Origin of the sequence: Micromonospora sp. WMMD714, from assembly GCF_029581315.1 — a bacterium.
Taxonomy (GTDB): Bacteria; Actinomycetota; Actinomycetes; order Mycobacteriales; family Micromonosporaceae; genus Micromonospora; species Micromonospora rifamycinica.
Genome location: NZ_CP120744.1, coordinates 6250263 through 6269169, shown reverse-complemented (window position 1 = coordinate 6269169; position 18907 = coordinate 6250263). Strand labels below are relative to the sequence as shown.

The 18907-nt window shown below is 73.7% G+C and carries 15 protein-coding genes; all 15 read left to right on the top strand.

Annotation, left to right across the window (positions count from 1 at the left end; genetic code table 11):
* Positions 1-42: 42 nt before the first annotated feature.
* Entirely contained in the window at positions 43-1029 is a 987-nt protein-coding gene (locus O7625_RS26685; protein ID WP_067309474.1) for an aspartate carbamoyltransferase catalytic subunit, read from the top strand.
* Positions 1026-2357, top strand: coding sequence for a dihydroorotase (locus O7625_RS26680; protein WP_282342542.1), 1332 nt, complete (start codon positions 1026-1028; stop codon positions 2355-2357). Before O7625_RS26685 ends, O7625_RS26680 begins: the two co-directional genes overlap by 4 nt.
* 173 nt (positions 2358-2530) lie before the next feature.
* Positions 2531-3733 (top strand): glutamine-hydrolyzing carbamoyl-phosphate synthase small subunit, encoded by a 1203-nt coding sequence (gene carA, locus O7625_RS26675; RefSeq protein ID WP_282342540.1) that lies wholly within the window; start codon positions 2531-2533, stop codon positions 3731-3733.
* Positions 3726-7124 (top strand): carbamoyl-phosphate synthase large subunit, encoded by a 3399-nt coding sequence (gene carB, locus O7625_RS26670; RefSeq protein ID WP_282342538.1) that lies wholly within the window; start codon positions 3726-3728, stop codon positions 7122-7124. The genes carA and carB overlap by 8 nt, the downstream gene beginning before the upstream one ends.
* Before the next feature lie 199 nt (positions 7125-7323).
* Positions 7324-8367 carry a quinone-dependent dihydroorotate dehydrogenase gene (locus O7625_RS26665; protein ID WP_282342537.1) on the top strand — a complete coding sequence of 348 codons (1044 nt, stop codon included), beginning with the start codon at positions 7324-7326 and terminating at the stop codon, positions 8365-8367.
* Positions 8368-8731: 364 nt separating this feature from the next.
* Positions 8732-10006 carry an adenosylmethionine--8-amino-7-oxononanoate transaminase gene (locus tag O7625_RS26660; protein ID WP_282342536.1) on the top strand — a complete coding sequence of 425 codons (1275 nt, stop codon included), beginning with the start codon at positions 8732-8734 and terminating at the stop codon, positions 10004-10006.
* A 79-nt stretch (positions 10007-10085) separates the two neighbouring features.
* On the top strand, positions 10086-10925 hold the full coding sequence (gene pyrF, locus O7625_RS26655) for an orotidine-5'-phosphate decarboxylase (RefSeq protein ID WP_067309451.1): 840 nt from the start codon (positions 10086-10088) through the stop codon (positions 10923-10925).
* A 174-nt stretch (positions 10926-11099) separates the two neighbouring features.
* Complete coding sequence (gene mihF, locus O7625_RS26650) at positions 11100-11417, top strand: integration host factor, actinobacterial type (protein WP_067309448.1); 318 nt, start codon at positions 11100-11102, stop codon at positions 11415-11417.
* A 25-nt stretch (positions 11418-11442) separates the two neighbouring features.
* Entirely contained in the window at positions 11443-11943 is a 501-nt protein-coding gene (locus O7625_RS26645; protein ID WP_282342534.1) for a guanylate kinase, read from the top strand.
* A gap of 134 nt (positions 11944-12077) precedes the next feature.
* A complete protein-coding gene (gene rpoZ, locus O7625_RS26640) occupies positions 12078-12341 on the top strand; it encodes a DNA-directed RNA polymerase subunit omega (protein WP_007075826.1) in 264 nt (87 codons plus the stop codon).
* Between the two features lie 14 nt (positions 12342-12355).
* Complete coding sequence (gene coaBC, locus O7625_RS26635) at positions 12356-13564, top strand: bifunctional phosphopantothenoylcysteine decarboxylase/phosphopantothenate--cysteine ligase CoaBC (RefSeq protein WP_282342532.1); 1209 nt, start codon at positions 12356-12358, stop codon at positions 13562-13564.
* Positions 13565-13655: 91 nt separating this feature from the next.
* Positions 13656-14849, top strand: coding sequence for a methionine adenosyltransferase (gene metK / locus O7625_RS26630; protein ID WP_067309439.1), 1194 nt, complete (start codon positions 13656-13658; stop codon positions 14847-14849).
* A 59-nt stretch (positions 14850-14908) separates the two neighbouring features.
* Positions 14909-17032 carry a primosomal protein N' gene (locus tag O7625_RS26625; protein WP_282342530.1) on the top strand — a complete coding sequence of 708 codons (2124 nt, stop codon included), beginning with the start codon at positions 14909-14911 and terminating at the stop codon, positions 17030-17032.
* Positions 17033-17224: 192 nt separating this feature from the next.
* Complete coding sequence (locus O7625_RS26620; RefSeq protein WP_282342528.1) at positions 17225-18208, top strand: AAA family ATPase; 984 nt, start codon at positions 17225-17227, stop codon at positions 18206-18208.
* Between the two features lie 135 nt (positions 18209-18343).
* Positions 18344-18904 (top strand): peptide deformylase, encoded by a 561-nt coding sequence (gene def, locus O7625_RS26615; RefSeq protein WP_067309436.1) that lies wholly within the window; start codon positions 18344-18346, stop codon positions 18902-18904.
* Positions 18905-18907 lie beyond the last annotated feature (3 nt).

Below are 18907 nucleotides of genomic sequence, written 5' to 3'. Positions count from 1 at the left end.
GCGACGGCATCCCGCAGGCGCGCACGAGAGGCGGCCCCGCTCATGATCAGACACCTGCTCTCCGGGGCCGACCTGGACGCCGACACCGCCACCCAGATCCTCGACACCGCCGCCGAGATGGCCACCGTCGCCGGCCGGGAGGTCAAGAAGCTGCCCGCGCTGCGCGGCCGGACCGTGGTGAACCTCTTCTACGAGGACTCCACCCGGACCCGGATCTCGTTCGAGGCCGCCGCCAAGCGGCTCAGCGCCGACGTGATCAACTTTTCCGCCAAGGGATCCAGCGTCACCAAGGGCGAGAGCCTCAAGGACACCGCGCTGACCCTCCAGGCGATGGGGGCCGACGCGGTGGTCGTCCGGCACCCCGCCTCCGGCGCACCGCACCGGCTGGCCAACTGGGTGGACGGGTCGGTGGTCAACGCCGGCGACGGCACCCACGAGCACCCCACCCAGGCGCTGCTCGACGCCTACACCATGCGGTCCCGGCTGGGCCGGCTCGCCGGCCTGCACGTGGCGATCGTCGGCGACGTGCTGCACTCCCGGGTGGCCCGCTCCAACGTGCTGCTGCTGAGCACCCTCGGCGCCAAGGTCACCCTGGTCGGCCCGCCGACGCTGATCCCGGTCGACTGGGCCGCCCGGGCCGGCGTCGCGCCGCCGGTGACCGTGCCCCCGGGCGGCGACACCGGCCCGCCCGCCCTGTCCCGCCCGGACACCGACGTCTGCTACGACCTCGACGCCGTGCTGCCCGGGGTGGACGTGGTGATGATGCTGCGGGTGCAGCGGGAACGGATGAACGATTCCTACTTCCCGTCCGCCCGGGAGTACACCCGGCGTTACGGTCTGGACGGCCCGCGCATGCGGCGGCTGCCGGAGCACGCGGTCGTCATGCACCCCGGACCGATGAACCGGGGGATGGAGATCACCCCCGAGGTCGCCGACTCGCCCCGCTCCACCATCGTCGAACAGGTCGCCAACGGAGTCTCCGTACGGATGGCCGTGCTCTACCTGCTGCTCGGAGGGAACAACCGGTGACCGCGTACCTGATCAAGAACGTGAGCGTCGTGGGCGGCGCACCGACCGACCTGCTGATCCGCGACGGCGTCGTGGCCGAGACCGGGACCGGGCTGGACGCCCCCGACGCCGCCGTGGTCGACGGCACCGGGCTGGTCGCCCTGCCCGGCCTGGTCGACCTGCACACCCACCTGCGGGAGCCCGGCCGGGAGGACGCCGAGACCGTGGAGTCCGGCTCCCGGGCGGCGGCCCTCGGCGGCTACACCGCGGTCTGCGCGATGGCGAACACCTCGCCGGTCGCCGACACCGCCGGCGTGGTCGAGCAGGTCTGGCGGCTCGGCCGGCAGGCCGGCCTGGTCGACGTGCAGCCGATCGGCGCGGTCACCGTCGGCCTGGCCGGCGAGCGGCTCGCCGAGCTGGGCGCGATGGCCGACTCTCCGGCCCGGGTGCGGATCTTCTCCGACGACGGGCACTGCGTGGCCGACCCGAAGCTGATGCGCCGGGCGCTGGAGTACGTCAAGGCGTTCGACGGGATCATCGCCCAGCACGCCGAGGAGCCCCGGCTCACCGAGGGCGCGCAGATGCACGAGGGCGAGGTGTCCACCCGGCTCGGGCTGACCGGCTGGCCGGCGGTCGCCGAGGAGGCGATCATCGCCCGGGACGTGCTGCTCGCCGAACACGTCGGCAGCCGGCTGCACGTCTGCCACGTCTCCACCGCCGGCAGCGTCGAGGTGCTGCGCCAGGCCAAGCGGCGCGGCATCCGGGTCACCGCCGAGGTCACCCCGCACCACCTGCTGCTGACCGACGAGGTGGTGGGCGGGCGGGGCACGCTGGCCAGCCCCGCGCTCGCCGACGGCTGGAGCCCGACGGCCAGCTACGACCCGGTCTTCAAGGTCAACCCGCCGCTGCGCACCGGCGTCGACGTCGCCGCGCTGCGCGCCGCGCTCGCCGAGGGCGTCATCGACGTCGTCGCCACCGACCACGCCCCGCACACGGTGGAGGACAAGGAGTGCGAGTGGGCGTACGCCCGGCCGGGCATGCTGGGCCTGGAGACGGCGCTGTCCATCGTCCTCGACGTGCTCGGCCCGCGGTGGGACCTGATCGCCGACCGGATGTCGCGGATCCCGGCCCGGATCGCCGGCCTCGACGGTCACGGCCTGGACCCGGCGCCCGGGGTGCCGGCCAACCTGACCCTGGTCGACCCGGCCGCCCGTCGCGTGATCGAGCCCACGGAGCTGGCCAGTCGCAGTCGCAACACCCCGTACGCCCGCATGACGCTGCCGGGTCGCATCGTGGCGACCTTCCTGCGCGGCGAGCCGACGGTCCTGGACGGAAAGGCTGTCAAGTGAGCGCGAGGAACGCAGCGCAGCGGAGTCCCGCAGTCGCGAGCGAAGGGTCGGTTCGGTGAGCGCGAGGAACGCAGCGCAGCGGAGTCCCGCAGTCGCGAGCAAGGGGTGGGTCCGGTGAGCGCGAGGAACGCAGCGCAGCGGAGTCCCGCAGTCGGGGTCGGAGGGAACACGGAATGAGCAGGCGTTCAGCCATCCTCGTGCTCGAGGACGGGCGCACCTTTCACGGCGAGTCGTACGGCAGCGTCGGCGAGACGTTCGGCGAGGCGGTCTTCAACACCGGGATGACCGGCTACCAGGAGACCCTGACCGATCCGTCCTACCACCGGCAGGTGGTGGTGCAGACCGCCCCGCACATCGGCAACACCGGGGTGAACGGCGAGGACGACGAGTCCGACCGGATCTGGGTCGCCGGGTACGTGGTCCGCGACCCGGCCCGGATCGGCTCGAACTGGCGGTCCACCGGCGCGCTGGAGGACCGGCTCGGCGTCGAGGGGGTGGTCGGCATCGCCGGGGTGGACACCCGGGCGCTCACCCGGCACCTGCGCGACCGTGGCGCGATGCGGGTCGGCATCTCCAGCGTCGAGGACGACCCGCGCGCCCTGCTGGAGCGGGTCCGGCAGTCCCCGCAGATGGTCGGCGCGGACCTGTCCGCCGAGGTCAGCACGGCCCGGCCGTACGTGGTCGAGGCGGAGGGCACCCACCGCTACACCGTCGCCGCGCTGGATCTGGGCATCAAGCGCAACGTGCCACGCCGGCTGGCCGCCCGGGGGGTGACCACCCACGTGCTGCCCGCCGGGTCGACCATCGACGACCTGCTGGCCACCGGCGCGGACGCGGTCTTCTTCTCGCCCGGCCCGGGTGACCCGGCCACCGCCGACGGGCCGGTGGCGCTGGCCCGGGAGGTGCTGAGCCGGCGGATCCCGCTGTTCGGCATCTGCTTCGGCAGCCAGATCCTCGGCCGGGCGCTCGGCTTCGGCACCTACAAGTTGGGCTACGGCCACCGGGGCATCAACCAGCCGGTGCTCGACCGGGCCACCGGCAAGGTCGAGGTGACCAGCCACAACCACGGCTTCGCGGTGGCCTGGCCGGGCCACGAGCCGGGCACGCCGGCCGGCGCGGTCGTCCCCGACCAGGTCGTCGAGACCGAGTTCGGCGGCGTGCGGGTGTCGCACGTCTGCCTCAACGACAACGTCGTCGAGGGGCTGCGGGCCGTGGACGTGCCCGCCTTCACCGTCCAGTACCACCCGGAGGCGGCAGCCGGCCCGCACGACGCCGACTACCTCTTCGACCGTTTCGCCGAGCTGATCGAGGGTCGTGGCCCCGACGGGCAGCCCGGTCCGGGCCGGAACCACAGCGAGGGGCGCACGAATGCCTAAGCGCGACGATCTCAAGCACATCCTGGTGATCGGCTCCGGGCCGATCGTGATCGGGCAGGCCTGCGAGTTCGACTACTCCGGCACCCAGGCCTGCCGGGTACTGCGCAGCGAGGGGATCCGGGTCAGCCTGGTCAACTCCAACCCGGCGACCATCATGACCGACCCGGAGTTCGCCGACGCCACCTACGTCGAGCCGATCACCCCGGAGTTCGTCGAGCTGGTCATCGCCAAGGAGCGTCCCGACGCGCTGCTGCCCACCCTGGGCGGGCAGACCGCGTTGAACACGGCGGTCGCCCTGCATGCCGCGGGCGTCCTCGACAAGTACGGCGTGGAGCTGATCGGCGCGAACATCGAGGCGATCAACCGGGGTGAGGACCGTCAGCTGTTCAAGGAGATCGTCGCCAAGGCCGGCGTCCGGTTGGGGCTGCCCGACCCGGCCGGCCTGGTGCCCCGGTCCCGGGTCTGCCACTCGATGGACGAGGTCCGCGAGACCGTCGCCGAGCTGGGCCTGCCGGTGGTGATCCGGCCGTCGTTCACCATGGGCGGCCTGGGTTCCGGCATGGCGCACACCGACGAGGACCTGACCCGGATCGCCGGGGCGGGCCTGGCCGCCAGCCCGGTGCACGAGGTGCTCATCGAGGAGAGCGTGCTCGGCTGGAAGGAGTACGAGCTGGAGCTGATGCGCGACCGGCACGACAACGTGGTGGTGGTCTGCTCGATCGAGAACGTCGACCCGATGGGCGTGCACACCGGGGACAGCGTGACCGTCGCCCCGGCGATGACGCTCACCGACCGGGAGTACCAGAACCTGCGGGACCTGGGCATCGCGGTGCTGCGCGAGGTCGGGGTGGACACCGGCGGCTGCAACATCCAGTTCGCGGTCAACCCGGCCGACGGCCGGATCGTGGTGATCGAGATGAACCCCCGGGTGTCCCGCTCGTCGGCGCTGGCGTCGAAGGCCACCGGTTTCCCGATCGCCAAGATCGCCGCGAAGCTGGCCATCGGCTACACCCTCGACGAGATCCCCAACGACATCACCCGCAAGACGCCGGCCGCGTTCGAGCCGACGCTGGACTACGTGGTGGTGAAGATCCCCCGGTTCGCGTTCGAGAAGTTCCCCGGCGCCGACCCGGAGCTGACCACCACGATGAAGTCGGTCGGCGAGGCGATGAGCCTGGGCCGCAACTTCACCGAGGCGCTCAACAAGGCGATGCGCTCGATGGAGACCAAGGCGGTGGGTTTCTGGACCCAGCCGGATCCGCCCGGGGCGACCCGGGAGAACACCCTCGCCGCGCTGGGGGTGCCGCACGACGGCCGGCTCTACACTGTCGAGCGGGCGTTGCGGCTGGGCGCGTCGGTGGCCGAGGTGGCCCGGGCGTCCGGCGGAATCGACCCGTGGTTCCTGGACCAGATCGTCAGCCTGGTCGAGCTGCGGGCCGAGATCGTCGCCGCCCCGGTGCTCGACGCCGGCCTGCTGCGCCGGGCCAAGCGAGCCGGGCTGTCCGACCGGCAGCTCGCCGCGCTGCGCCCGGAGCTGGCTGGCGAGGACGGCGTACGCACCCTGCGGCACCGGCTCGACGTGCGCCCGGTCTACAAGACGGTGGACACCTGCGCCGCCGAGTTCGAGGCGACCACCCCGTACCACTACTCGACGTACGACGCGGAGACCGAGGTCGCCCCGTCGGCCCGGCCCAAGGTGCTCATCCTCGGCTCGGGGCCGAACCGGATCGGCCAGGGCATCGAGTTCGACTACTCCTGCGTGCACGCCGTGCAGGCGTTGCGCACCGCCCCGCTCGGCGGGGTGGGTGGCGGCACGGACGCCGCCGGGTCCGGTGCCGTCGGCTACGAGACCGTGATGGTCAACTGCAACCCGGAGACCGTCTCCACCGACTACGACACCGCCGACCGGCTCTACTTCGAGCCGCTGACCTTCGAGGACGTGCTGGAGGCCTGGTACGCCGAGGACTCGTCCGGCCGGGCGGCCGGTGGCCCCGGCGTGGTCGGGGTGGTCGTGCAGCTCGGTGGGCAGACCCCGCTGGGGCTGGCGCAGCGGCTGAAGGACGCCGGGCTGCCGGTGGTGGGCACCTCCCCGGAGTCGATCCACCTGGCCGAGGAGCGCGGCGCGTTCGGCGCGGTGCTGGCCCGCGCCGACCTGCGGGCACCGGCGCACGGCATGGCCACCTCGTACGACGAGGCGAAGGCGATCGCCGACGAGATCGGGTACCCGGTGCTGGTGCGCCCGTCGTACGTGCTCGGCGGGCGGGGCATGGAGATCGTCTACGACGACGACACGCTGCGCGCCTACATCGGCCGGGCCACCGAGATCTCCCCGGACCACCCGGTGCTGGTCGACCGGTTCCTCGACGACGCCATCGAGATCGACGTGGACGCGCTCTGCGACGCCGACGGCGAGGTCTACCTGGGCGGCGTGATGGAGCACATCGAGGAGGCCGGTATCCACTCCGGTGACTCGTCGTGCGCGCTGCCGCCGATCACGCTGTCCGGCGTGCACCTGAGCGAGGTGCGCCGCTACACCGAGGCGATCGCCCGGGGCGTGGGGGTGCGCGGCCTGCTCAACGTCCAGTACGCCCTCAAGGACGACATGCTCTACGTGCTGGAGGCGAACCCCCGGGCGTCCCGGACGGTGCCGTTCGTCTCGAAGGCGACGGCCGTCCCGTTGGCGAAGGCGGCGGCCCGGATCGCGCTCGGTGCGACCATCGCCGACCTGCGGGCCGAGGGGCTGCTGCCGCCGACCGGCGACGGCGGGACGATGCCGCCGGACGCCCCGATCGCGGTCAAGGAGGCGGTGCTGCCGTTCAAGCGGTTCCGCACCCCGGCCGGCAAGGGCGTGGACTCGCTGCTCGGCCCGGAGATGAAGTCGACCGGCGAGGTGATGGGCATCGACACCAGCTTCGGGCACGCGTTCGCCAAGAGCCAGTCCGCCGCGTACGGGTCGCTGCCGATCACCGGGAGGATCTTCGTCTCGGTGGCGAACCGGGACAAGCGCGCCATGATCTTCCCGATCAAGCGGCTGGCCGACCTGGGCTTCGAGATCGTCGCCACCACGGGCACCGCCGAGCTGCTGCGCCGGCACGGCGTCGCCTGCGAGCAGATCCGCAAGCACTACCAGAGCGGCGAGGGCGCGGACGCGGTGTCGATGATCCTCGCCGGTGACGTGGCCCTGGTGGTGAACACCCCGCAGGGTTCGGGTGCGAGCGCCCGCTCGGACGGCTACGAGATCCGCAGCGCCGCCGTGACGGCCGACATCCCGTGCATCACCACGGTGCCGGGGGTGGCGGCGGCGGTGATGGGCATCGAGGCCCGGATCCGCGGCGACATGCGGGTACGCCCCCTCCAGGAGCTCCACGCCGCCCTCCGGGCCGCCCAGTGACCCGTTACCCCCACCCCCCGCGTGGTTCCCGCCCGCCGCTCGGCCCGGTGATCAAGAGGTTTCGGTCACCGGACGGTGGGTGCGGTGACGCAAACCTCTTGATCACCGGCGGGAGCGTCGGCCGGGGGCGCGTCCGCCGGGGGCGCGTCGGTCGGGGGCGCGTCGGCCGGGGGCGCGTCCGTCGGAGGGGTGTGGCGTGGTGATGTTCGAGCAGGGGGTGCGCCGGGCGCTGTTCCGCATCGGGGGCGGGGACGCCGAGGCGGCGCACGACTGGACGCTGCGCCGGTTGGCCGCCCTGTCCCGGCGGCCGGCGGCGCTGGCGTTGCTGCGGGCCCGCAATCTGCACCGGGCACCCCGGACGGTGTTCGGGGTGGACTTCCCCAACCCGGTGGGGCTGGCGGCGGGGATGGACAAGAACGGGGTGGCCCTGCCGGCCTGGCCGGCGTTGGGGTTCGGCTTCGTCGAGGTGGGCACGGTCACCGCGCACCCCCAGCCGGGCAACCCCCGGCCCCGGCTGTTCCGGCTGCCCGACAGCACGGCCGTGATCAACCGGATGGGCTTCAACAACGCCGGGGCGCAGTCGCTGGCCGACCGGCTGGCCGCGTCGCCCCGCCCGCTCGGGGTGCCGCTGGGCATCTCGCTGGGCAAGTCCAAGGTGACCCCGCTGGAGGACGCGGTCGAGGACTACCTCACCTCGTACCGGGCGTTGCGCGGGCACGGCGACTACTTCGCGGTCAACGTCTCCTCGCCGAACACCCCGGGACTGCGGTCGTTGCAGGACCGGGCTCACCTGGACGCCCTGCTGGCCGCCCTGGTGGGGGAGAAGCCGGTGCTGGTGAAGATCGCCCCGGACCTCACCGAACCGGCGGTGGCCGAGCTGCTGGAGGTCTGCCTGGCCCGGGGGGCGGCCGGGGTGATCGCCACCAACACCACGCTGGCCCGCGACGGTCTCGCCCCCACCGACCGGGAGCGTGGCGCGCAGGCCGGTGGCCTGTCCGGCGCCCCGCTGACCGGGCGGGCCCGGGAGATGGTCGCCTTCGTCCACCGGGAGACCGGCGGCCGGCTGCCGGTCATCGGGGTCGGCGGCATCCTCGACCCGGACGACGCGGCCCGGATGTTCGACGCCGGGGCCAGCCTGGTCCAGCTCTACACCGGCTTCATCTACCGGGGGCCGGCGCTGGTCCGGGCCGCCGCCCGGGTGTCGCCCGGGGCGGCGGCCGACCGGGCGGTGACCGGGCGGTGAGCCGACGGGTACGCCCGGCGCTCCCGGTCGTGCCCGTCGCGCCGTCGACACCGGTCTCCGGTTCCACCGCCGACGGAGCCGTCCCGGACCCCGGTCCGCGACCGTGCCGCACGCGGCTCCGTGGCGTCGTGGCCGCCGTGGGGGCGGCGGAGCGGGCACACCCGCGCCGTCGCCGTCGGGTTGGCGGGGTGCCGGCCCGCACGGACGGCCCGCGCTGTCGGGATGGTGGGGTGCCGGCCCGCACGGACGGCCCGCGCCGTCGGAATGGCGGGGCCGCCGGCGTGCCGGTCCGCACGCAGAGCCCGCGCCGTCGGCGCGGTGGGGCCGCCGGGGTGGCGGCCGTCGAGGGTACGGAGGAGCGCGCGTGACGCCCGAGGAGATGCTGGCCGCCGACCGGGCGCACCTCTGGCACCCGTATGCGACGTCGCCGCCGGCGCACCCGCCCTACCCGGTGCACAGCGCCGAGGGGGTGCGGCTGCGGCTGGCCGACGGCCGGGAACTGGTCGACGGGATGTCGTCCTGGTGGGCGGCGATCCACGGCTACCGGCACCCGGTGCTGGACGCGGCGGTCACCGACCAGCTGGGCCGGATGAGTCACGTGATGTTCGGCGGGCTCACCCACGAGCCGGCGGTCCGGCTGGCCCGGACCCTGGTCGAGCTGGCCCCGGACGGGCTGGAACACGTCTTCCTGGCCGATTCGGGCTCGGTCTCGGTCGAGGTGGCGATCAAGATGTGCCTGCAGTACCAGCGGGCCACCGGGCGGCCGGAGCGCCGCCGGCTGGGCACCTGGCGGGGCGGCTACCACGGCGACACCTTCCATCCGATGAGCGTGTGCGACCCCGAGGGCGGGATGCACCACCTCTGGGGGGACGCGCTGCCCCGGCAGGTCTTTGCCCCGGTGCCGCCCGGCGGCTTCACCGACCCGCCCGACCCGGGGTACGTGACGGCGCTGACCGACGCCGTCGCCCGGCACGCCGACCAGCTGGCCGCGGTGATCGTGGAGCCGGTGGTGCAGGGCGCGGGCGGGATGCGCTTCCACCACCCGGGGTACCTGCGGGTGCTGCGCGAGGTGACCCGCGCGCACGGGGTGCTGCTGATCTTCGACGAGATCGCCACCGGGTTCGGCCGGACCGGGACGATGTTCGCCGCCGAGCACGCCGGGGTGAGTCCGGACGTGCTCTGCGTCGGCAAGGCGCTGACCGGTGGTTACCTCACCCTGGCGGCGGCGCTGTGCACCCCGGAGGTGGCCCGGGGCATCGCCCGCGACGGGGTGCTCGCGCACGGTCCCACGTTCATGGGCAACCCGCTGGCCTGTGCGGTCGCCAACGCCTCCCTGGGGCTGCTGCGGGCCGGCGACTGGGCCGCCGAGGTGGCCCGGGTGGGGGCGGGGCTGCGCGCCGGTCTGGAGCCGCTGCGGGGGGCGCCGTGGGTGACGGACGTCCGGGTGCTGGGGGCGATCGGCGTGGTGCAGCTGGACCGCGAGGTGGACGTGGCGGCGGCGACGGCCGCCGCGGTGGCCCGGGGCGTGTGGCTGCGCCCCTTCCGGGACCTGGTGTACACCATGCCGCCGTACCTGACCGGGGACGCGGACGTGGCCCGGATCACGGCCGGGATCGCCGCCGCGGTCGGGGCCGGCTGAGGTCCGGGCGGGCGGGGATCCGCAAGCCGGGGCGGCGACCGTCGTCGCGGCCGGTGGACACGACACGAGAGGAGCAACGATGGAGACCTTCGGAACCCGGCTGCACCGGGCGATGGCGGAGCGTGGACCGCTCTGCGTCGGCATCGATCCGCACCCCGGGCTGCTGGCCCGCTGGGGCCTGCCGGACGACGTCGACGGGCTGGAGCGGTTCGCCCGGACCGTCGCGGAAGCGCTCGGTGACCGGGTTGCGGTGATCAAGCCCCAGTCGGCCTTCTTCGAGCGATTCGGGAGCCGCGGAGTGGGGATTCTTGAGTCAACTATCCGACAGTTGCGCGAGGCCGGGGCGCTCGTTCTGCTCGACGTCAAGCGCGGCGACATCGGTTCGACCGTCGCCGCGTACGCCTCCGCGTACCTTGATCCATCCAGCCCGTTGTATGTCGACGCGCTCACCGCGAGCCCCTACCTGGGAGTAGGTTCGCTGGCGCCGATGTTCGAGGCCGCCACCACGCACGGTGGCGGGGTGTTCGTGTTAGCGCTCACCTCCAACCCCGAGGGGGCGCAGGTGCAGCGTGCGGTCACCTCCGGTGGACGCACCGTGGCACAGCTTGTTATCGATGAGATTTCCCAGCTCAACAGGGGTGCCGACCCGCTCGGCAGCATCGGGTTGGTGGTCGGCGCGACCATCGGCGACACCGGTCACGACCTGTCCTCGGTCAACGGTCCGCTGCTCGCGCCGGGGCTCGGCGCCCAGGGTGCGACGGCCGCCGATCTACCCACCGTGTTCGGCCCCAACCTCTCCGCAGTGCTGCCGTCGTACTCCCGGGAGGTGCTCAACGCGGGCCCCGACCCGACCGCGTTGCGGGCCGCCGCCGACCGCGCGGCGGCCGACTGCCGGCAGATTCTTGCTTCCGCAAACTGACTGACGGCTCGGTCACTTTACGTTGATCATCGCGCGTCCACGTTGCCGAAAACTCCGGCGAACGCTAGTTTTCCCCGCGCTGGGAACCACGGACCCCTTTGGTTGCCAGCGACACCACGTTTCACAGAGCGTCGGTGCGTTCCGCCCGTCGCGATAGGGACCTGAGGAGAACTGGTGCCGCTCCCGTCACTGACCCCCGAGCAGCGCGCTGCCGCGCTGGAAAAGGCCGCGGAGATCCGCAAGGCCCGTGCTGAGCTGAAGGAGCAGCTCAAGCAGGGCAAGACCACCCTGGCCGCCGTCCTTGCGCGAGCCGAGTCCGACGATGTCGTCGGCAAGCTCAAGGTGTCGGCCGTGCTGCAGGCGATGCCGGGTATCGGCAAGATCCGGGCCACCCAGATCATGGAGAAGCTCAAGATCGCCGACAGCCGCCGTCTGCGTGGTCTGGGCGAGCAGCAGCGTAAGGCGCTGCTTGGAGAGTTCGCCGCCAACTGATCGCCGCAGCAGGTAGAAACAAGCGGTGAGCACGGATGACAAGACGTGCCCGGCGGTGCGGCTCACCGTCCTGACCGGACCTTCGGGTGCCGGTCGGGGCGGTGTGGTCGAGGCGGTCCGGGCGCGTTCCTCCTCCGTGTGGGTGCCGGTTCCGGTGACCACCCGGGCACGTCGCCCCGGCGAGACCGACGGCGTCGACCGGCTCTTCCGGGAGCCTGCCGAGTTCGATCGGATGATCGCCGCGGACGAGCTGCTCGAGTGGTCCCGGGCCGGGCCGTACCGCCGGGGCACCCCGCGCGCCCCGCTGGTCGACCGGCTGGCGCGGGGACGGCCGGTGCTGCTCCCGCTGGACCTGCCCGGTGCGCTCGCCCTCCGAACGGCCCTGTCCTGGGTCCGCCTAGTGCTGCTGCTGCCGCCCGGGCACCACCCGGACCCGGCCGTCGCGGCCCTCGCCGCGCACACCGTCCGACACGACCGCACCGAGCGCGCCGCCGATGAGCTGGTAGGCTTGCTCGGTTCGTCCTAATCTGGCTCCCGTCCGGCCGCGGTGTCGCGGTCGACCGGCCGGTCGCGTTCCGCGCGGCCGAGCGACCAGCCGCGTCCCCGCGGCCGAGCGACCAGCCGCGTTCGCGCGGACACTTCAGACGCAGAGGGTATTTCGTGGGATCCATCGCCAACCCCGAGGGCATCACCAACCCGCCGATCGACGAGCTGCTCGAGAAGACCACCTCGAAGTACGCGCTGGTGATCTTCGCCGCCAAGCGCGCCCGTCAGGTCAACGCCTACTACAGCCAGCTCGGCGAGGGCCTGCTCGAGTACGTCGGCCCGCTCGTGGAGACCACTCCGCAGGAGAAGCCGCTCTCCATCGCCATGCGCGAGATCAACGCGGGCCTGCTCACCGCCGAGCCGACCGACCAGCCGTAGTACCCCGTACCCCGATGTCCGCCGAGATCGTGCTCGGAGTCGGCGGTGGCATCGCCGCCTACAAGGCGTGTGAGCTGCTGCGGCTCTTCACGGAGTCGGGCCACCGGGTCCGGGTCGTGCCGACCGCGTCGGCGCTCCGCTTCGTCGGAGCGCCGACCTGGGCGGCGCTGTCCGGCCAGCCGGTCGCCGACGACGTCTGGTCCGAGGTCCACCAGGTCCCGCACGTCCGGCTCGGCCAGCGGGCCGACCTGGTGGTGGTCGCGCCGGCCACCGCCGACCTGCTGGCCCGGACCGCCCACGGCCTCGCCGACGACCTGCTCACCAACATCCTGCTCACCGCGCGCTGTCCGGTGCTGCTCGCCCCGGCGATGCACACCGAGATGTGGGAGCACCCCGCCACCGTCGCGAACGTCGCCACCCTGCGCGGCCGGGGCGTGCGGGTGATCGAGCCCGCCGTCGGCCGGCTCACCGGCGCCGACAGCGGCAAGGGGCGGCTGCCCGACCCGGCCGAGATCTTCGCCGTCGCCCGCCGCGCCCTCGCCCGGGGCGTCGACGCCCCGGCCGACCTGGCCGGTCGGCACCTGGTGGTCACCGCCGGCGGCACCCGGGAACCGCTCGACCCGGTCCGGTTCCTCGGCAACCGCTCCTCCGGCAAGCAGGGGTACGCGTTCGCCCGCGCGGCCGTCGCCCGGGGCGCCCGGGTCACGCTGATCAGCGCCAACGTGTCGCTGGCCGCCCCGGCCGGAGTCGACCTGGTGCGGGTGGGCAGCACCGGGGAGCTGCGCACGGCCACCCTGGCCGCTGCCGAGGACGCCGACGCGCTGGTGATGGCGGCGGCACCGGCCGACTTCCGGCCGGCGCACTACGCGACCGGTAAAATCAAGAAGCCGGACGACGGCAGCGCGCCGACCATCGAGCTGGTCACCAATCCGGACATCGCCGCCGAGTGGGGGCGACTCCGCCGCCCGGGGCAGGTGCTGGTGGTGTTCGCCGCCGAGACCGGCGCCGCCGAGGCCAACGGTCGGGCCAAACTCGCCCGCAAACGGGCCGACCTGGTGGTCGTCAACGAGGTCGGCGTCGACAAGGTCTTCGGCGCCGAGACCAACGCGGCCACCGTGATCGGCGCGGACGGCACCGTGCACCACCTGCCGGAACAGCCCAAGGAGGAGCTGGCCGACCGGGTGTGGGACCTGGTGCTCGCCCGGTGGGCGGACCGGTCCTGAACGGTGGATGCCCGGTCGCCGGGGTCGAAGGTGGCGCACCGTGATGACTAGACTGCTGCGCAACGATTATCAAAAAGAGCTTAGGAGTCCCGTGACACGCCGCCTCTTCACGTCCGAATCGGTCACGGAAGGCCACCCGGACAAGATCGCCGACCAGATCAGCGACGGTATCCTCGACGCCCTGCTCACCCAGGACCCGCACAGCCGGGTAGCGGTGGAGACGCTGATCACCACCGGTCAGGTCCACGTCGCCGGTGAGGTGACCACCAAGGCGTACGCCGACATCCCCACCATCGTCCGCGAGACGATCCTGGGCATCGGGTACGACTCGTCGAAGAAGGGCTTCGACGGCGCCTCCTGCGGCGTCAGCGTCTCCATCGGCGCCCAGTCGCCCGACATCGCCCAGGGCGTCGACAACGCCTTCGAGCTGCGGACCGGGGCGTCGGAGAGCGCGTTGGACGCGCAGGGCGCCGGCGACCAGGGCATGATGTTCGGCTTCGCCTGCTCGGAGACGCCGGAGCTGATGCCGCTGCCGATCGCGCTCGCGCACCGGCTGGCCCTGCGGCTGTCCGCCGTGCGCAAGGACGGGACCATCCCGTACCTGCGGCCGGACGGCAAGACCCAGGTCACCATCGAGTACGAGGGGCTGCGCCCGGTCCGGCTGAACACCGTCGTGGTGTCCAGCCAGCACGCCGCGGACATCTCGCTGGACTCGCTGCTCACCCCGGACGTGCGGGACCACGTCATCGCTCCGGAGCTGGAGAACCTCGGGCTGGACACCGACGGCTACCGGCTGCTGGTCAACCCGACCGGCCGGTTCGAGATCGGTGGCCCGATGGGCGACGCCGGGCTGACCGGCCGGAAGATCATCGTCGACACCTACGGCGGGTACGCCCGGCACGGTGGCGGCGCGTTCTCCGGCAAGGACCCGTCCAAGGTGGACCGTTCCGCCGCGTACGCGATGCGCTGGGTGGCCAAGAACGTGGTCGCCGCCGGCCTGGCCGAGCGCTGCGAGGCGCAGGTCGCCTACGCGATCGGCAAGGCCCACCCGGTCAGCCTCTTCATCGAGACCTTCGGCACCGAGACGGTGCCGGTGGCCGCGATCGAGAAGGCCGTCGGTGAGGTCTTCGACCTGCGGCCGGCCGCGATCATCCGGGATCTCGACCTGCTCCGCCCGATCTACCGGCAGACCGCCGCCTACGGCCACTTCGGCCGGGAGCTGCCGGACCTGACCTGGGAGAGCACCGACCGGGCGGCCGACCTGAAGTCGGTAGCGGGCGCCTGACCGGCACCACGCCCAGCGACCGGCGACCCGCGGACGGGTCGCCGGTCGCTCGGGTTTGTGTGGACGTCCCGCTGCCCCACCTCGACCGGCCCTTCGACTACCTGGTCCCCGCCGGGCTGGCCGCCGACGCGGTCCCCGGGGTGCGGGTCAAGGTGCGCTTCGCCGGTCAGCTGGTCGACGGTTGGCTGCTGGAACGCGTCGACGCCTCGACCCACGGCGGCCGGCTGGCGTACCTGGAGAAGGTGGTGTCCGCCGAGCCGGTGCTGGCCGCGGAGGTGGTCCGCCTGGCCCGGGCGGTCGCCGACCGGTACGCCGGCAACCTCGCCGACGTGCTCCGGCTGGCCGTCCCGCCCCGGCACGCCCGGGTCGAGAAGGAACCCCGAGCCACCCCGGCCCCGTCCGCCGACCCGGCTGCCTCCGGTCCGCGTGCCGCCGACCCGGCTGCCTCCGGTCCGCTCGCCGCCGGTCCGGCTGCCTCCGGTCCGGCTGCTGCCGACCCGGCTGCCTCCGGTCCGCGTGCTGCCGGTCCGGTTGCCGCCGCCGGTCCGCCTGCCGCCGCCGCGTCTGCCGCCGATCCGGCCGCTCCCGGTGTGGGTGACGGCGCCGGGGTGCCGCCGCGTCCTGTGGTGACCGACCCGCGCGGGTGGCGGGACTATCCGGCCGGTCCGGCCTACCTGACGGCGCTCGCCGACGGCCGGATGCCCCGGGCCGTCTGGTCGGCGCTGGCCGGGGAGGACTGGGCCGCCCGGTACGCCGACGCGGTCGCCGCCACCCTCGCCGGTGGGCGGGGCGCGGTGGTGGTGGTCGCCGACGCCCGGGACCTCGACCGGCTCGACGCGGCGTTGACCGCGCGGCTCGGCCCCGGCCGGCACGCGACCCTCTCGGCGGCGCTCGGCCCGGCCCGCCGCTACCGGGCGTTCCTGGCCGCCCGGCGGGGCGACGTGCCGGTGGTGATCGGCACCCGGGCCGCCATGTTCGCCCCGGTGGCGCGGCTCGGCCTGGTGGCGATCTGGGACGACGGGGACGACCTGCACGCCGAGCCCCGCGCGCCCTACCCGCACGCCCGCGAGGTGCTGCTCACCCGGGCACGGCTGGCCGACGCCGCCGCGCTGGTCGGTGGGTGGACCCGGACCGCCGAAGGGCAGCTCCTGGTGGAGACCGGCTGGGCCCGTGAGGTGGTCGCGGACCGGGCGACCCTGCGGGCGCGTACCCCGGCGATCGCCCCGACCGGGGACGACCCGCAACTGGCCCGGGATCCGGGGGCCGCGACCGCCCGGCTGCCCAGCCTGGCCTGGACCACCGCCCGGGACACCCTGCGCGCGGACGCGCCGGTGCTGGTCCAGGTGCCCCGCCGCGGCTACCTGCCGTCGGTCTCCTGCGCCGACTGCCGGACCCCGGCCCGCTGCCCGCACTGCGCCGGCCCGCTGGCGCTGCGGGCCGCCGACGCGCCGCCGGCCTGCCGGTGGTGCGGTCGGGTGGTCGCCGCGTACGCCTGTCCGCAGTGCGGTGGGCGGCGGCTGCGGGCGGCGGTCACCGGTGCCCGACGAACCGCCGAGGAGCTGGGCCGGGCCTTTCCCGGGGTGCCGGTACGCACGTCGGGCCGCGACGAGGTGCTGACCGACGTCCCGGCGGGCGCGGGTCTGGTCATCGCCACCCCGGGGGCCGAGCCGGTGGCCGAGGGGGGGTACGGCGCGGTGCTGCTGCTGGACTCCTGGGCGCTGCTCACCCGGGCCGATCTGCGGGCCGGTGAGGAGACCCTGCGCCGGTGGCTGTCCGCCGCCGCCCTGGCCCGGCCCGCCCCGGCCGGGGGGAAGGTGGTGGTGGTCGCCGACGGCGCGCTCGCCCCGGTGCAGGCGCTGCTGCGCTGGGATCCGGGCTGGTTCGCCGCCCGGGAGCTGGCGGAGCGCCGGGAACTGGGCTTCCCGCCCGCGGTGAAGATGGCCAGCGTCACCGGCGACGCGGACGCGGTGGCCGACCTGCTGGCCCAGGCCCGGCTGCCCGACGGGGCGGAGGTGCTCGGCCCGGTCCCCGCCGACCAGGACCGGGAGCGGATGCTGGTCCGGGTGCCCCGGGCGCGGGCCGCCGCGCTGGCCGAGGCGCTGCACGTCGCCGCCGGGGTGCGCAGCGCCCGCCGGGCCGCCGAGCCGGTCCGCCTCCAGGTCGATCCGCTCAGCCTTTTCTGAGTCGTCGGTCAGCGTCGTCGAGCATTTGGCCAGCCTGCCGTCGCACCCTGTGTGCGGTGGGCCGGAGACACCCGCGTGATAGCATCGCCCGTCATACCCGGGGCGCACGGATGGCGCGACGAAGACGGGAACGCGTCGAGCCGACGCCAGATCGATGATGCCAAGCAGCCGGTGAGCAAGGGTGGGCCAGTGGTGACCGTTCGTCAGTCGATCGTTTTCAACGGTGACCTCGGCAGCGGCAAGAGCACCGTTTCCGTCGAGATCGCCAAGCGGCTGGGCCTGCGCCGGGTCAGCGTCGGTGACCTCTACCGGCAGATGGCGCAGGAGCGGCAGATGACCGCCCTCCAGCTCAACCTGCACGCCGAGCTGGACCAGGCCGTCGACGGTTACGTCGACCAGCTCCAGCGGGACATCGCCGCCTCCGGCGAATCCCTGGTGATGGACTCCCGGCTGGCCTGGCACTTCTTCACCGACGCGCTCAAGGTGCACATGATCACCGAGCCGGCCGAGGCGGCCCGGCGGGTGCTGCTGCGCCCCTCCGGCCCGGCCGAGAGCTACACCTCGCTGGCCGAGGCGGAGGCCAAGCTCCGCGAGCGCAGCGAGAGCGAGCGGAACAGGTTCATCCTCCGCTACGGCGTCGACAAGGCCCGGCTGCGCAACTACGACCTGGTCTGCGACACCACCCGGGCCTCCGCCGCCGAGGTCATCATGCACATCGTCGACGCGTACGAGGGCCGGCTCGGCGCCGACGTGCTGCGCGACACCCCGCCGCTGCTGCTGCTCGACCCGGCCCGGGTCTACCCCACCGAGGACGTCGCCACCCTGCGCGGGCTCGACGACGCCGGGTTCGTCGGCGAGCTGGCCGCGGCCGGTGACGAGGCTCTCGAACCGCTGCGGATCGGCTTCACCGGGGAGTACTTCTTCGTCGTCGACGGGCACCGCCGGCTCAGCGCCGCCCTGCGCAACGGGTTCCCGCTGGTGCCGGCGCAGCTGGTCGCCGAGGTGGACGAGCCGGTCGTCGGGCAGACCAGCGCGGTCGACTACTTCACCACCGAGGTCCGCCCCGGCCTCGTGCACGACTGGGAGGCCGCCCACGGCATCCGGCTCCCGCTGCCCGCACACGCGCTGCTCGGCGGGGACGCGGTGCTGGCCGGCGAACCGGGCGCCAGCGCCTGATCCGCCCCGCTCACCGTCGCCGTTTCCGGAGCCGACGGCGTGGTCCCGGCAGATCGCGGTACGCCGGCCGGTGCCGCCCGCGACACTCCGTAGACTGGTACGGCACCACGCCGTCCAACGAAGGAGCCACCCCGCGTGACCGTCCAGCCCATCCGTCTGTTCGGGGATCCGGTGCTGCGCACGCCGGCCGATCCGGTCGTCGACTTCGACGTCGAGCTGCGTAGGCTCGTCGCCGACCTCACCGACACGATGCGCGACCGTGGCGGTGCCGGGCTGGCCGCCCCGCAGCTCGGCGTGGGCCTGCGGGTCTTCACCTTCGAGGTGGACGACGTGCTCGGCCACCTGGTCAACCCGGTCCTGGAGTTCCCCGACACCGAGGAGCAGGACGGCCCGGAGGGCTGTCTGTCGATTCCCGGGCTCTACTTCGACACCAAGCGCCGGCAGAACGTCATCGCCAAGGGCTTCAACGGCTACGGCGACCCGTTGCAGATCGTCGGCACCGGGCTGATGGCCCGCTGTGTCCAGCACGAGACCGACCACCTCGACGGTGTGCTCTTCCTCGACCGGCTGGACCCGGCCGGGCGCAAGGAGGCCATGAAGGCGATCCGCCAGGCCGACTGGTACGACGAGGCCGCCCCGCCGACGGTCAAGGTCAGCCCGCACTCCGCCACCAACCCCTTCGGTCTGGGCCGGTGACCC